At 41.9% G+C, this 14714-nt stretch carries 14 protein-coding genes and 2 pseudogenes; 5 read left to right on the forward strand and 11 right to left on the reverse strand.

The annotated features are described in order from the left end of the window. Positions 1-449, reverse strand: a 449-nt coding sequence (locus ACED48_RS17115) for a CoA-binding protein (RefSeq protein ID WP_371726457.1), incomplete at its 3' end; no start/stop codon positions are given. A 216-nt stretch (positions 450-665) separates the two neighbouring features. Between ACED48_RS17115 and ACED48_RS17120 the strand changes: the two genes are divergently transcribed. Further along, positions 666-1217: an SPOR domain-containing protein gene (locus ACED48_RS17120; RefSeq protein WP_017058291.1), complete on the forward strand. Its 552-nt coding sequence runs from the start codon at positions 666-668 to the stop codon at positions 1215-1217. A 180-nt stretch (positions 1218-1397) separates the two neighbouring features. Next, positions 1398-2393: a D-alanine--D-alanine ligase gene (locus ACED48_RS17125; RefSeq protein WP_017058290.1), complete on the forward strand. Its 996-nt coding sequence runs from the start codon at positions 1398-1400 to the stop codon at positions 2391-2393. 138 nt (positions 2394-2531) lie between these two features. Here the strand turns inward: ACED48_RS17125 and ACED48_RS17130 are convergent, their stop codons facing one another. Then, positions 2532-3500 carry a tyrosine-type recombinase/integrase gene (locus ACED48_RS17130; protein WP_017058289.1) on the reverse strand — a complete coding sequence of 323 codons (969 nt, stop codon included), beginning with the start codon at positions 3498-3500 and terminating at the stop codon, positions 2532-2534. 100 nt (positions 3501-3600) lie between these two features. Between ACED48_RS17130 and ACED48_RS17135 the strand changes: the two genes are divergently transcribed. Next, positions 3601-3969 carry a DUF3319 domain-containing protein gene (locus tag ACED48_RS17135; RefSeq protein ID WP_017058288.1) on the forward strand — a complete coding sequence of 123 codons (369 nt, stop codon included), beginning with the start codon at positions 3601-3603 and terminating at the stop codon, positions 3967-3969. A gap of 3 nt (positions 3970-3972) precedes the next feature. Continuing rightward, positions 3973-4284, forward strand: a complete 312-nt coding sequence (gene yciH, locus ACED48_RS17140; RefSeq protein WP_017058287.1) for a stress response translation initiation inhibitor YciH — start codon at positions 3973-3975, stop codon at positions 4282-4284. A 266-nt stretch (positions 4285-4550) separates the two neighbouring features. Here yciH and ACED48_RS17145 read toward each other — a convergent pair. Next, a pseudogene (locus ACED48_RS17145) lies at positions 4551-4721 on the reverse strand (single-stranded DNA-binding protein); the annotation flags it as partial. Between the two features lie 312 nt (positions 4722-5033). Continuing rightward, positions 5034-5210 (reverse strand): hypothetical protein, encoded by a 177-nt coding sequence (locus ACED48_RS17150; protein WP_017058285.1) that lies wholly within the window; start codon positions 5208-5210, stop codon positions 5034-5036. A 748-nt stretch (positions 5211-5958) separates the two neighbouring features. Between ACED48_RS17150 and ACED48_RS17155 the strand changes: the two are divergent. Then, a pseudogene (locus ACED48_RS17155) lies at positions 5959-6423 on the forward strand (GGDEF domain-containing protein); the annotation flags it as partial. Positions 6424-6976: 553 nt separating this feature from the next. Here ACED48_RS17155 and ACED48_RS17160 read toward each other — a convergent pair. From ACED48_RS17160 to pntA, 7 genes are all read right to left on the reverse strand, one after another. After that, positions 6977-7129: a YoaH family protein gene (locus ACED48_RS17160; RefSeq protein WP_004731009.1), complete on the reverse strand. Its 153-nt coding sequence runs from the start codon at positions 7127-7129 to the stop codon at positions 6977-6979. Positions 7130-7170: 41 nt separating this feature from the next. Next, a complete protein-coding gene (locus ACED48_RS17165) occupies positions 7171-8319 on the reverse strand; it encodes a conjugal transfer protein TraF (RefSeq protein WP_017058284.1) in 1149 nt (382 codons plus the stop codon). Between the two features lie 50 nt (positions 8320-8369). Continuing rightward, positions 8370-9257: a DUF2861 family protein gene (locus ACED48_RS17170; RefSeq protein WP_017058283.1), complete on the reverse strand. Its 888-nt coding sequence runs from the start codon at positions 9255-9257 to the stop codon at positions 8370-8372. Then, a complete protein-coding gene (vxrB, locus tag ACED48_RS17175) occupies positions 9257-9916 on the reverse strand; it encodes a response regulator transcription factor VxrB (protein WP_017058282.1) in 660 nt (219 codons plus the stop codon). The genes ACED48_RS17170 and vxrB overlap by 1 nt, the downstream gene beginning before the upstream one ends. Then, positions 9891-11363, reverse strand: a complete 1473-nt coding sequence (gene vxrA / locus ACED48_RS17180; protein ID WP_017058281.1) for a sensor histidine kinase VxrA — start codon at positions 11361-11363, stop codon at positions 9891-9893. The genes vxrB and vxrA overlap by 26 nt, the downstream gene beginning before the upstream one ends. 300 nt (positions 11364-11663) lie before the next feature. Continuing rightward, complete coding sequence (pntB, locus tag ACED48_RS17185; RefSeq protein WP_017058280.1) at positions 11664-13043, reverse strand: Re/Si-specific NAD(P)(+) transhydrogenase subunit beta; 1380 nt, start codon at positions 13041-13043, stop codon at positions 11664-11666. Between the two features lie 10 nt (positions 13044-13053). Next, on the reverse strand, positions 13054-14601 hold the full coding sequence (gene pntA, locus ACED48_RS17190) for a Re/Si-specific NAD(P)(+) transhydrogenase subunit alpha (protein ID WP_017058279.1): 1548 nt from the start codon (positions 14599-14601) through the stop codon (positions 13054-13056). Positions 14602-14714: the final 113 nt, after the last annotated feature.

A 14714-nucleotide genomic window follows, 5' to 3' on the forward strand; every position in this document is an offset into this window, starting at 1 on the left:
GTAACGGGAGAGAAAGAGGCATTTAAGTTTAGCCATGGAACAATAATCCCTAAGCTGTTTGAACCGAGCACGCGAATATTGTGTTTTTTGGCAATCGCTAGGCATCTTTCATCAAATGTCTCACCATTATCGCTTAGCTGTTGCATGTCGGAGGAAAGTACAATTACTGACGCGATGCCTTTCTCGGCCAATTCTTCAAAAATGGCGACGTTGCGTTTCGCATTCGTACACAAAATCGCAAGGTCTGGAACGATAGGTAGGGATAGAATTTTCTTATAAGAGAGTACGCCAGCCACTGAGTCGTATTTCGGTGTAACTGGCATCACCGCACCTTTAAAATCCCCGTGCAACAAATTATTCATAACAATATAGCCCGCACGCGTTTCTCGTTGCGAAGCGCCAACAACAGCGATAGAGCGGGGTTTAAGTAGGGGATCAAGATGATTCATAGACATATCCTAGCAATGCACGTAAGTTCATCGTAACTTACTTTTCACTGATAGGTTGATGGCAAATTCACCGAATTCAGATGAATAAGCAGACACTGCATAAAGTTTGTGAAATAGGTCACCCACTAATGGTGTATAATCTCAAAGTTAACTTGATTCTAAACCGACGTATCGGCATGATTTATAGTAATTATTATTAAGGACATAGAGCTTTCCATGAAAAAAATTGCAATTGCGACTTTACCTCTGCTCTTGGCTGCATGTGTATCTGAAAACTACATTACGGATGTGACTTCAGATAGCTATCAAGAAGAGTACAAAACAGCCAAAGTTGAAGCTCCAGTTGTATCTCAATCTGAGCAAGCAGTCGTTGTAGAAGAGAACGTTGTTAACGTTATCAGAACAGAACCTGTCACCCAAACAACTAAGGTTAAGCCAGTTACAAGCGTGACGGGGCCAACGAAAAAACAACAAGACATGAATCAACGCTTTGGTTATACGGTTCAAGTTGTTGCTGTTGGCAGCCAAAGTAAAGTCGACTCTTTCGTGAAAATGCTACCACCGACTTCTCAACCAGTTTGGGAAAACTACAAAATGGTTAACGGTACTAAGTGGTTCACCGTACTTTACGGTGACTACGCAACACGCTTAGAAGCCAAAAAGGCGATTTCAAAACTGCCAACCACTTTTCAAAACTTAAAGCCGTTCGTTAAAAGCATTGATGACATCAAGAATTCTGAATACCCAACGCTTAACAAGTTAAACTAAGTTTTGATTCATAAAAGAGGGAGCAAATGCTCCTTCTTTTGTTTTAAGACTATCGGTTTTGTTTAATAGTTAATCGCTCGATCTTTCGGATGCAATTTTAACAATCAAAACACTGTACCTATCTCGACTTTTGTTTATCATTGAAGTCAGTACTCCTAGTTTCAAGGACCGATTTTACCCATGAGCACCACAAACATTCTTCTACTTTGCGGCGGTGGATCTTCAGAGCATGAAGTGTCTTTAGTTTCAGCTAATTACCTTTTTGAACAACTCAATAGCGTTGCAGATTTTAACGTTTTAAGAGTTGAGATTAAGAGTGAAGGCTGGTGTATTGATTCCGGTGAATTAGTTTACCTTGATATTAATGAGCAAACTCTACGTGGCGACAATATAGAATCAAAAGTCGACTTTATTGTGCCGTGTATTCATGGTTTCCCAGGTGAAACGGGTGATATTCAGTCACTGTTTGAAATGGCTAAACTTCCATACCTAGGTTGTGGCTCTGAAGCAAGCAACAACAGCTTCAACAAAATCACATCAAAACTTTGGTATGACGCACTTGGTATTCCAAATACACCATACTTATTCTTGTCTGACAACACGGAACAAGCTCACTCACAAGCGACTCAAGCTTTTGAAAAGTGGGGGAAAGTGTTCGTGAAGGCTGCACGTCAAGGCTCTTCCGTTGGCTGTTATCAAGTGAACCAAGTAGAAGACTTAAACGAAGCCATCAACAAAGCGTTTACGTTCTCAGATCAAGTACTTGTTGAGAAGTCAGTCGTACCACGAGAACTAGAAGTCGCTGCCTATCAAATCGACGGTGAGCTACACATTAGCAAGCCGGGCGAGGTGATAGCACCAAATGGCGCATTTTACTCTTATGAAGAAAAGTACAGCGCAGACAGCCACTCAATCACTGAAGTTGAAGCAAGTAATCTGACTGGTGAACAATGTGAATTAATCGCAGACAGTGCACGCAAAGTTTTCACTCAAATGAAGCTACGTCACTTATCTCGAATTGATTTTTTCTTAACCCAAGACAACGAAATCTACCTGAACGAAGTAAATACTTTTCCAGGTATGACTCCAATTTCCATGTTCCCTAAAATGGTGGAGCATAATGGACACAAGTTTAGTCAATTCTTGGAGAACTGCGTTAGAACGAGCCTTGCTTAGTTTATCGAATCGTTATTTCTGTTTTTGACCCTGACAACATAATGCCTTGAGCTTTTCTGCCAAGGCATTATTGTTTTTTAGAAGCCGATATTTTTAACGCCGACGATGCCACTAGTTTACTGGCTTGACGACAAAAGTTTATTGCCACGGTATTAAGGCTTTGAATTTCATTTTCTCCTTCTCCGCTGTGCCCGTATACCCCACATATTGCGCAGGCATGGCAGGGCTGAGCCAACGACCAAAATCCTGAATTTCTTTTACCTTAAGACCTTGTTTAGAAAGCTCTTGTGCAGCACCAACACGAATCGAGTTACCTGAGAAATGGTGGTTTTCCGCCAGTTGTAGTAAATCGCTTGCTCTGCGCAGGATTCGATAGATAGACGAATCGTCCAAAGGTTGACGTCCAATGTTTTCATGCTTGTCTATTGCACGGAACACAGGTAAATCCTCTTGTACCCCAGCATACGAAAGCCAACGCTCAAGTGCGACACTCGCGACTTGTGAAAGCTGGTATACAGAATTTTTAATAATGATCTGATAATCACTATCGGTGCTCTCAACATCGGTGGTTGATAACAGCTTAAGTTCTGAACGCTTTAAAGCACACTCGAACATCACATTATAAATGGCAATGTCACGAATCTCTTTTAAGTTGGCCTTGTCATGCGAAAGCAATATGTTCAATTCAGTGAGGTGTGCGGACGTCATGGCGTTGGTTTGCTTAGCATCACCGGCCATTCTGGCTTGCAAGTGGAGTAGAGTAAAGCGAACTTGTCGGTGCTTGATAGGGTTGGCGAAACCAAGCACAATGTGCAATAAACTAAGCGTTGCAGTGTAACGTTTTAGAGATGCATATTTTCTGTCGTTGGATTCAGTCTCTAAAAAACGACGAATAGCCGTAACAGATGCTGGAAGTGTATTGATACGGTTTTTAGTACAAAACGCGTGGTAGCGATTCCAGTCACTGTAGATGCCTAAGAGTGAATTACGCGAGTATTGGTATCCTGTTAATTCATCTATAATTTCAATTGACACATTACTGTTCAACTTTTCAACAAACAAATTAACTGTCACAGAATCAGATAAAATAGGGACTTTTTTTCTCAAATTACCGTACCTTAACAGGTGTTTTTACCATATTATGCTTGATATCATTAAAAGTATACTTATGATTAATATAGTGAAAACAAAAAGATGATCAATAGATATGGCTAATTCAATTTACCGGAGCGTCCATCTTCAATCGATAGATGCTAATCACACGGTCTGGCGTGCGAAGTTAAAAAACAATGTTATTCAAGGTAACCTAGCTGCTGTTAAGAAAAGTATTGATTGGTGGATTGAAACCGCATCTATTATTGATCCAAAAGAATTCACAGCATTAAATAAGTCGAGAGGAACTGGTGGCTCAACTGAAAACTTCAACGGTTACCAAATCAAGAATGACACCGGTGAGCCTAATGCGTGGTATTGCATGTTTAACGGACGCCTAATTAAGGGCGGAAAAATTGCAATTCAACGTCATATAGAAGCTTACTTACTCGCAAAACAAAAAGCAGAGCAACAAAAGAAGTAAATTATGAGCCTAGTATATTCAACAGAAACAGGTCGTATTGAGCCTGAAGAAGAGAAAGTCCAACGTCCTAAAGGCGATGGTATCGTTCGAATCCAAAAAGAAACTAAAGGCCGTAAAGGCAAAGGTGTTTCTGTCGTAACTGGCTTAGACCTAGATGACGCACCATTAAAACTAATGGCAGCAGAGCTCAAAAAAGTTTGCGGCTGCGGTGGCTCAGTAAAAGATGGCAACATAGAAATTCAAGGGGACGCGCGCGACAAGATCAAAGCGCACCTTGAAAAGAAAGGCTACAAAGTTAAATTTGCTGGCGGCTAATCTCTAACTAATACCAGGGTTAAAATCGAAGATTATTATCACTGGTTATTAGATATTTTATGGTAAATAGCCAATATGGTTAAATACACAGTATAAATTAGAGACTATCGACACAATACAAAGGCAGGGCATCACACAAAGATACCTGCCTTATAAACACCAAAACCAATTTAACATAACGTACATAATACGCACTTAAACTAGTTTGATTTTGAGGGGCTTTCTGGGCTCACACAGAGCTTCTGAGCGTTATTTTTGTGTGTACTCTATAATTCGACTTCTAGCGGTACGATGATTTTTCCATACTTTTTAAGCTCAACGCTATTAAAGTTATTCACTACGTAAGATGAACTGTGGAATGTATAAAGCCCAGCTTCGTAAGGCTCTTGGCCTTCGTCTAACTGAACTTTGGTTAACGTTGGGAACCGACCTTCCAAATTGTGCAAATTATGTTACGGGTTAATCTTTAACAACGATTTTCCTAACGAGCATCAAAAAGGCCGGACAAGCCGACCTCCTGATTGAGCATGTTACTCACCCACGTTCTTAGGCGATTAAGCAAAGCAAACCCTCAACATAATTCATAACCATAATACGCAGTAATGTGTGATTAATTTCAAAGATAGTATTATCATCGTTTCGCCTTAAAACCCTTGTTCCAACTGACTCTCACGCTTCTTGCGTCGACCAGAGTTTTCTTATGGCACTTGAAATCTAATAATTATATGTGCGGCCAGCGTCTACACAATTCAATCTTCATTCAGCAAATCTAATTGACGAGAAACTTTGTCCATCTGGTTTAACTTATCTTGCCACTTCTCTGTTTGCACTAACGAACCGCCGCGCTGTGTGTGATTCTTGTGAGCATTGGTGTTGCTTATTTTCCAGATTTCACACACGCGACCAATGTTTATTATCAACTGCACATGCTAGCTCTCGTTTAAATCTATCAACTAATAAAGTTCGTCTTTTTACGTAGATTAGCACACAGATTTTTCAAACCTGTCTAACGACACTCTAGCGTTATACTTTGTGTTTAGTGAGATTATTAAACGGCAATGTATATCCTATGTTGTTTGTAACAACATGCCAAACAAGCGCAAACATGTTTGAATAGATTCATTACACTTATTCGTTGGTACACAACACCGATACTTGGGAGATCCATAATCACGGTTTGCCCTGATATTACGTTCAATTGGATTTAGGTAGCTTTGGTAATAAACCTAAGAGTTACTTTAAACTCATTGCACTTAGTTTTGCTTTACTTGTTTTCTCTAACTGATATGCCCGCTTTTGAAGTCGCAATGGTGTTACCGCCTAAGATTAGAAAGCTTATAAAGCGTTTAATGGTTATCGACACATGTAATCAACAAAAAAGTGACACTGTAGCTATCTGTACAGGTAAAAGCTTGATCGTATGGAACACAAAATCAAGACCTTAACTAATAACTGTATATTTATACAGTTAAATTGTTAACCCCATAAAAACGTCACCTTTCGTATAAATACCGAACAAAAACAACGCTCTTTAGGCATATATCGATCGCTGGGCGCGTATTTTTTGGTGAAGAACGACTGTATCTGGCTTGTTGACCAAACGATACTAGCCAAAATCGAATCCCTAGATACTCCATTATGCATAATGTTACAGGTTTACGTACGAAATATATTATGAGCGACAAAGCATTCCGAAAACTCAACATATTCCTTTCGATTTTTTGCCTAGCAATCACGCTAGTGTCGTTGATCTCTTTTAATACGCTCATCATCATCACACCAGACAGATAGCCTACGCGCGTAAATACAGACAGAGACCACGATGGTGGCACCGTAGGATCATTACATAAGTCAGAAGATGGAATTGAGTTACAGTGTGACTTTGAACGAACCTATAGCTTACCCTTCTGTGAAATTGAGTTCGTTATATCGACCCAAAATAAAGGGCTCGATCTCTCAACGTTCGATTCGGTCACCATCAATATGGAATATGAAGGTCAAGAGGATCCAAGGTTTCGATTCTACATACGTAACCACGACGACAACTACAGCGCTCAAAGCGACCCTATTTCTAACAAGTTCAATCGCTTAGACTTATCATTCCCCGATAGAAAACACATCGATTTAGCATTCTCAAATTGATACGCGTCGCAATCCTTAATCGACTTCTACACAACTCCTTACGCCTCGTAAGCTTTTTAAATACTTATTCTGTACAGCACACATGTGGCAACGAAGCTTACTCTAAGCGGTGGTAAGTCACTCTCGCTGCGAGTCTTTATCATTACCGCTGTGGCTTGTCTCGCTCTGTTCTTCGATGAAATCCTCATTTGTCTGCTTCTGAACATTGAACACTCATGCACTCGCATCCGTTCAAAATACAAGTCACAACGTCACTAGCCTTAAAAAACGCCATATATTTAGTAACTTAGGCATGGTGACACAAATACTGACACCTAAAGTGGCGATTGTTTTACTTTCAGATCTTGCTGTAATTTAATTACAATTAAACACCAAGCAAGGCCTTAAAAGTGAATTACTCTGCTATAACTTACTGAATAAAATGAATTTAAGGATTTTGGAAAGGTCGTGGTTTAGGTTGAATAAAAAGTTGGTATGTACGAGATAATATACTAGAGGGTAATGTTTTTAGTTATAGTGCACTAAGGGGTAAAAAAGAAGGGCTGATGCCCTACTCTTCTTTATTACTCATTTCTTCACGAATTTGCTCAGCAACGATTTTGATAGCTTGCGCTGTGCTGATGCCTTGGGTCATCATTTCTTGAATTCGTTCAACAGCTTTCTGTTGTTCTTCGTGAGAAAGGGTTGGTAAATCGTTTAACATGCTCTGCTCCTTTGTTTAGGAGCAGAACTATATAAGGAGTGCTAGTAACTAGCAAGGAAATTGATTGATGCACCCATAGCATTTTCATTTGTGTAGTTGGCACTTAAATCTAACTGAAACAAATTGAGTGGCGAAAGACCAATACCGGCTGTCACGGTTCCTTCTGAATCTGAATAAGCCAGATTTTTGTAGTACCCTCCCCTTAACTTAAGCTGACGTAGCAGATCAACTTCAGCACCCACACGAATCATCTGTTCATTGTCTTCAAACGAAGTAAACTTTTCAGTCTCGTTTAGGTCATAATCCACACTAAAAGAAAAGTAATCTGATACGATTCCTGCACCAACCGTGTAAACCGGTTCTAGTTGGTAAGTGTATATACCACCAACCTGGTGTGTAGCACTACTTGTACTGCTGTTTAGCGTTCTCGTTGTATCTTTGGTTTCGATGTCTCTGGAGATCAAGTTGGTTGCTGCAACACCTACACGAAATGGGCCGAAAAACCAAAGTGCACCTGCATCCATGTTGAATGCGCTTTCACCATCACTGTTTTCTCGTACGTCAGATAAATCGTAATCATTAACCGATGCAACATAGTTATACGTGTAAATACGCTGGATCTTAGGTGTAATACCAAATGAGATATGTTGCCCCATAAAGGTTTGGTATTTTGCTAAAGAAAGGCCGACTTCTGCGACACCGATTGAAACCGCTTCAACTGTAGACAACTCTACTTTATCTTCGTCTGAACCTATCGTGTAAACGTTAGGCGTAGCAAATGATTCTGTATAGGCTTTAGCGAAAAGGTTTGCCGCTACAAACTGATTAGGAAGAGCAAATGCGACAACACCACCAAGTTCTACATTAGCTTGGTTACCATCAAGTTTATTAAGCGCTGCATCCAAGTCTGCGGTACTTGACGCATCAACGACACTATCGATGTTCGATTTCATGTCGTTAGGATCGTTATAGCTACCGCCAAAGCTTGGCGTGATCATGCCCATGTCATCGTTACGACGATATATTGCAACCAGTGCTGGATTATAAAATGGAGCGGTTAGGAAGTTTGCAGAAACAACACCAACACCACCCATAGCATCACCACGCGCTTCAATGGCGTAGTTGGCTGCTGAAAGAGGAAGACTGGCGAATGCAATTGACGTTGCGAGTAGTTTAGTAGTTTTTTTCATGCCGTTTATCTTTGTTAGATCCCTTACATAGTTAACGGCTCAATTTTAAATTACTTTAACTCTTCTTCGCTAGAAATATCATAAGTTTTACTGATAGTTTGTGCTTGTTCTATCGCTATGTCGCCCTGCCAGCGATAATGCACCATTGAAATGGCCAAAACATAGCGATCATTGGGTAGCTCTTCACCTGTGAGGTTCATCGGATAGTCAGATTCATAGCTCTTACCCCACACCTGCTCATAGTGCTCGTCGATATAATCGTACAAACCGACTTCAAGCTTAGGCAGTGGGCAATAAGGGTTAAGGAGTTCTTTTTTATCGATTCGCCAAGTGTCTTTAGATGCCCAGCGAACTTGCTGACGCATGGCGACCTCACCAAGAATAACCCAAGTACTCCAAGAATTGCCGTCATCACCTTTTACGCTTAAACGATATAAACCAGAGTCGAGTTGAGACGCTAAGTTATAACGCTTGAGATATAAATTGACTGAGGCATTGTTGACGACTTCGCTTTCCTTAGTAAATTCGCTATCAGACGAAACAACTTTATCGACCCACTTCTCGAAGGTGATATCTTGAATGTTGTTATCAGATTCGACCTCAATCGCAACGCGAAATGTATCTCGCCCCGGGCTTTGAATGATGTGTCTTTTTACGACCACCGAACTGATCCAATCAGGTAGTGTTTTTTTTGTGAGGGTTTTACCACAATCTTTATTCAACGCTTGGTCGAACAGTTCATTTAGGTGATCTTCTCGAGACTGAGAAGCATTGATTTGCCAAACTTCCACTAATGAATCAAACATAAGGGATAAGTCATTATCCAATAGATGTTTGTGCACTTGAGTTAGAGCATCGCTATTTTTAAACCAATCTGTTGCTTGCGCGGTATTCACCACGCAAGACAACATTAATAATGGAAGTAAGGCTTTTTTCATTACGCTTTCATCTTGTAACCAACGCCACGTAGCGTTTCGATTTCTAGACCCGGCAGTTTCTGTCTAAGTTGCAAAACATGGGTATCGACTGTACGTGTTGTTGGGAAGTGGTTGTAACCCCAAACGTGGTCAAGCAACTCGTCACGGGTGAATACGCGGCCAAGATTACTTGCCAAGAACAATAACAGGTCAAACTCTGTGCGCGTTAACGTGACTTCTTGCTCGTTAAAAAACACTTCACGAGTCGCTTTATCGATAACGAGGTTTTGAGCGATTACTTTTGATTCATCCTGCTCTTCAGCGTCTGGTAGGCGAAGTTGAGCACGAATACGAGCAAACAGCTCAGCCTCAGCAAATGGCTTTGTTAAGTAGTCGTTCGCACCTGAATCTAGACCCGCTACTTTGTCTTTTACTGTAACGAGAGCTGTCAGCAAAATTACGGGGATATCTTTCTTTTTCTTCCAACCGGGAAGAGCATCTACTGAGTCACCATCAGGAAGCTGGCGATCTAGAATCACTAGATCCGCTTGCTCCCAATAGGCATCAACTTCAGAGACTAGTTCTGCATGCAAACATTCATACCCAGCTTGCTCAAGGCTAACTAATAGACCGTCAGCTAAATTTTTATCATCTTCAACGAGAAGCAATGTCTGTTTCACAAGGTATCTCCAAAATAAATGTTGTTGGGGGGCCGATAAGCGTCATGTGACCGCCCATTTTTCCAACCATAGATTCCACTATCGTCAGACCTAAACCGAGTCCACTCTTACTAACAAATGGCTTTCTTAGTTGCCCCCAATCTTTGCGGGACAAGTCTCCATTATCTATAACTTTGAATGTCAGCTTCTTGTCAGAAGTATTCAGTTCTAGTATCACTGGTGCGACACCGTATTTAACAGCATTCCTGATCAGGTTATCGATGCACGTCCCTAACCAATATACGTTCACTTTTGCGGCAATATCTTTATTCACACGGAGTTCAATTCCCGGTGCGAACTCTTCTTCAACTTTGTATTGAAGCCACTCTTCGACGCTTGGTACCCATTCAGTTGCGAGCGGTTGATTATCTGACTGCAAATAGTCTTTACTTGCTTCAGCTAACTGTCTTAAACGACGAGTATCTTCACACAACCTACGAAACTCATCATAAACCGATTCTGGTAAGTGTTCGAACTCGCGTCTGAACCCTTCAACGGTCAATGATAAACTCGCAATCGGTGTTCTTAATTCGTGCGTTAAAATTTGAAGAACAAGCATGCGGCTCTTCATCTCTTGCTTCTTGCTATTCCAACGATATACGGCCCAACCAAGTACAAGCATGATGTTGGCGATCACCAAGATAAACATCGCGATTTGCAGCAGCTCTGAATGATCTTCTATTTCCCAACAGACGTTACCGCGTTGGACAAAACAGCTATTGTCTTCTGAAGATAAACTGAACGATAATCCAGCAGCCGTTGCATTTTCGTTCCACACAGATTCGTCATACAAATAATATCTGTCGCCGCGCTTCACCCACATTTCATCAAGCTCAACAAACATGCTTGCCCCAGCTAACAGCGCCGCTATGGCTTCATTGTCCATTTTTTGTAAACGAGATAACAGTTCATCATCTTCAGTATTTGGCCGCTCTTGAATATGCATAAAACGCTTCAAAGAGTTGAACTTGTCCGGGTACTTCTCAACATAACGTGCCGCATAAGAGCCACCACCAGGGTGAATCAAGCCACTACGGCTAAACCAGCGGTCTGAAAGTTTGGTGCCTTTACACATCGCACGGGTAAAAACTAACGGCTCTGTGATCAAAGGGCTTAACGGAAGCTTTCCGCTACATGTTTTTGATAACTGATATAAGCGTTGGATATCTTTTAATGGATACTCTGCTGTTTGCGGCAGCATTGAAGATGGCATGATCAAGCGAGTTGGATAATCAGCCTGAAGCAGTCGAATGTCATAAGATTCAACTGCCGTTTCATGATCAAAAAGTTTGGTGAAGTTATCGATACGCTCAGGCAAAGAATCAGCAAATGCGTTTACTGAAACTGACAACGTAGCAATAAGAAGCGTAAATTTTCTTTTGATGATCACAAACCAGCGCAAATTCATATAGATCAGACAAATATATACCATTCGCTATCAAAGATAAATTTTTAAGCGCATGAAAAGCAGTAAAAGCAGTGAAAGCAGTGAAAGCAGCGAATATTAATGATTAATTCCATCATAATATGGATACATTGTACGGGTGTACCAGAGCGTTGATTTAATAATCCAGCAATCCAAGCGAGTGTGCGATTACGTAATTTCTTTCCAATCGTTTATGAATAATAGTCAACGATGACTTTTACCGATCAAAAAAAGGAGCTCAAATGAGCTCCTTTGTTTTAAAGGTGTTTGTCAGACCGGTCTTTACAAGTGTTCTAGAATTCCTAGACAGCTCTGTTTCGCATCACCAAACAGCATCTGTGTATTCTCTTTAAAGAACAGTGGGTTTTGCACACCTGCGTAACCAGTGTTCATAGAACGCTTGAACACGATGACGTTTTGAGCGTTCCAAACTTCAAGTACTGGCATGCCAGCAATTGGGCTGTTTGGATCTTCCAGCGCTGCTGGGTTTACAGTGTCATTCGCACCAATAACCAATACCGTATCTGTCTCGTCAAAGTCGTCATTGATTTCGTCCATTTCAAGAACGATATCGTAAGGTACTTTTGCTTCAGCAAGCAGCACGTTCATGTGACCCGGTAACCTACCAGCAACAGGGTGGATACCAAAGCGAACGTTAATACCTTGTGCTCTCAGCTTCTCAGTGATTTCATGTACTGGGTATTGAGCTTGGGCTACTGCCATGCCATATCCCGGAGTGATGATTACTGACTTAGAGTTCTTAAGCATATCAGCCACATCTTCAGCTGAGGTTTCACGGTGTTCGCCCTGCTCTTCATCGCCATCAGATACTGTGACTTCTTGGCCAAAGCCACCAGCGATAACACTAATGAACGAACGGTTCATCGCCTTACACATAATATACGACAGGATTGCACCTGACGAGCCAACGAGTGCACCGGTTACGATAAGCAAGTCGTTCGCAAGCATGAAACCCGCCGCCGCCGCTGCCCAACCAGAGTACGAGTTAAGCATAGAAACCACCACAGGCATATCTGCACCGCCAATCGATGCCACTAGGTGGTAACCGAATGCAAACGCGATCAATGTCATCATCATAAGTGCAAACATGCTGCCGTCTGCTTTCACGAACATGATCATTAGCAATGTAGAAACAACAATAGCCGCTAGGTTCCACTTATGCTTATGAGGGATATTCAGTGCCGACGAAGAGATAACGCCACGAAGCTTACCAAACGCAACAATCGAACCAGTGAACGTAACCGCACCGATAAACACCCCAAGGAACACTTCCACTAGGTGAATCACATGCTCTGCGTGTGTTGCCGCTTCAGGAGCATCAATGTAACTGTTGTAACCCACAAGTACCGCTGCCATACCCACAAAGCTGTGCAGAATAGCCACTAGTTCAGGCATTTCCGTCATTTCAACTTTCTTAGCGTAGTGGATACCAATACCACCACCGATCACCATTGCGATGATTATCCACACAATACCTGTAGAGTGAGGGCCAAAGATCGTCGCGATCAATGCGATTGCCATACCCGTAATACCGTAATAGTTACCTGCACGTGCAGATTCCTGTTTCGATAATCCAGCCAAGCTCATGATAAAGAATACAGCAGCAACAATATAAGCTGCTTGTACTAATCCTTCAGACATCTGTTACTCCTTAGTCTTTACGGAACATTTCAAGCATACGTTTGGTCACGGTAAAGCCACCAAAGATATTGATACTTGCAATTAATACGGCAATAAATGATAAGAACGTGACGACGCCACTTCCTTGTCCTATTTGTAACAGTGCCCCTACCACAATGATCCCTGAAATCGCGTTAGTCACGGACATCAACGGTGTGTGCAGAGAATGGCTTACATTCCAAACTACGTAATAACCCACCACGCAAGCGAGAACAAAAACAGTAAAGTGAGATAAGAACGCAGCAGGAGCAACCGAAGCTACCCAAGCGAATGCACCAACAGCTACCGCCATACCCGCCACTTTCTTAATTGGAGAAACAGGTTCTTCAACTTTAGGCTCTGGTTTGGCCGCTTTTGGCTTAGCTTGTTGTGGTTGAGCTGAAACTTGAATTGGTGGAGCTGGCCAAGTGACCTCACCTTCTTTAACGACAGTAACACCACGCAGAACAACATCTTCAAAGTCGATATTGATGTTGCCATCTTTCTCTTTGCAAAGTAGTTTCAGCAAGTTAACTAGGTTCGTTGCATACAACTGAGATGATTGAGTCGGCAGTCGACCAACCATGTCTGTGTAACCAACAATCTTAACGCCATTCGCTGTTGTAATGACTTGATCCGCAACCGTGTATTCACAGTTACCGCCATTGGCTGCCGCAAGGTCTACAATCACACTACCTGCACTCATACTGTCTACCATCTCTTTGGTAATCAGCTTCGGAGCCGGGCGACCTGGGATCAGCGCCGTTGTAATGATGATATCGACGTCTTTCGCTTGAGCCGCATAAAGCTCTTCAGCTTTCTTATTGAATGCTTCAGACATCTCTTTTGCGTAGCCGTCACCAGCACTGGTATCTTCCTTGAAATCCACTTCCAAGAATTCAGCGCCCATCGACTCAACTTGTTCTTTAACTTCAGGACGAACATCGAATGAACGAACGATCGCACCTAAGCTACCCGCAGCACCAATTGCCGCTAGGCCAGCAACACCTGCACCTGCAACCAGTACTTTTGCTGGTGGAACTTTACCCGCAGCCGTAATCTGACCCGTGAAGAATCGACCAAATTCATGCGCAGCTTCAACAACAGCACGATAACCCGCGATGTTTGCCATAGAACTCAACGCATCTAGCGCCTGAGCTCTTGAAATTCGTGGTACAGAATCCATCGCCATCACGTTGATGTTGCGACTGGACAATTGTTCCATTAACTCTGGATTTTGAGCTGGCCAAATAAAGCTGACCAATGTTGCGCCATCTTTAAGAAGATCGATTTCATTTTTAGACTCGTCAACGATCGGAGCGTTAACTTTAAAGATAATATCGGATTTCCAAGCTTCATCTGCAGTAACAACTTTTGCTCCAGCTTGTTCATAAGCTGCATCTTCAAAACTTGCTAACGCACCTGCTTGTGATTCAACACAAACTTCAAACCCTAATTTTAGAAGCTGTTCTACCGATTTCGGCGAAGCAGCGACTCGCGTTTCACCTGCGAGTGTTTCTCTTGGTACACCAATTTGCATAGCTATTCCTTGACTATTGGCACGAATGACTTATTCGTTTGTATCTAACGACAACTAATACTTCAAGCGTTTTGTTCAAAGAACAGGAAAAGTTATTACTTATAACGATTTGG

The organism is Vibrio sp. 5S239 (assembly GCF_041439575.1).
Taxonomy (GTDB): domain Bacteria; phylum Pseudomonadota; class Gammaproteobacteria; order Enterobacterales; family Vibrionaceae; genus Vibrio; species Vibrio kanaloae.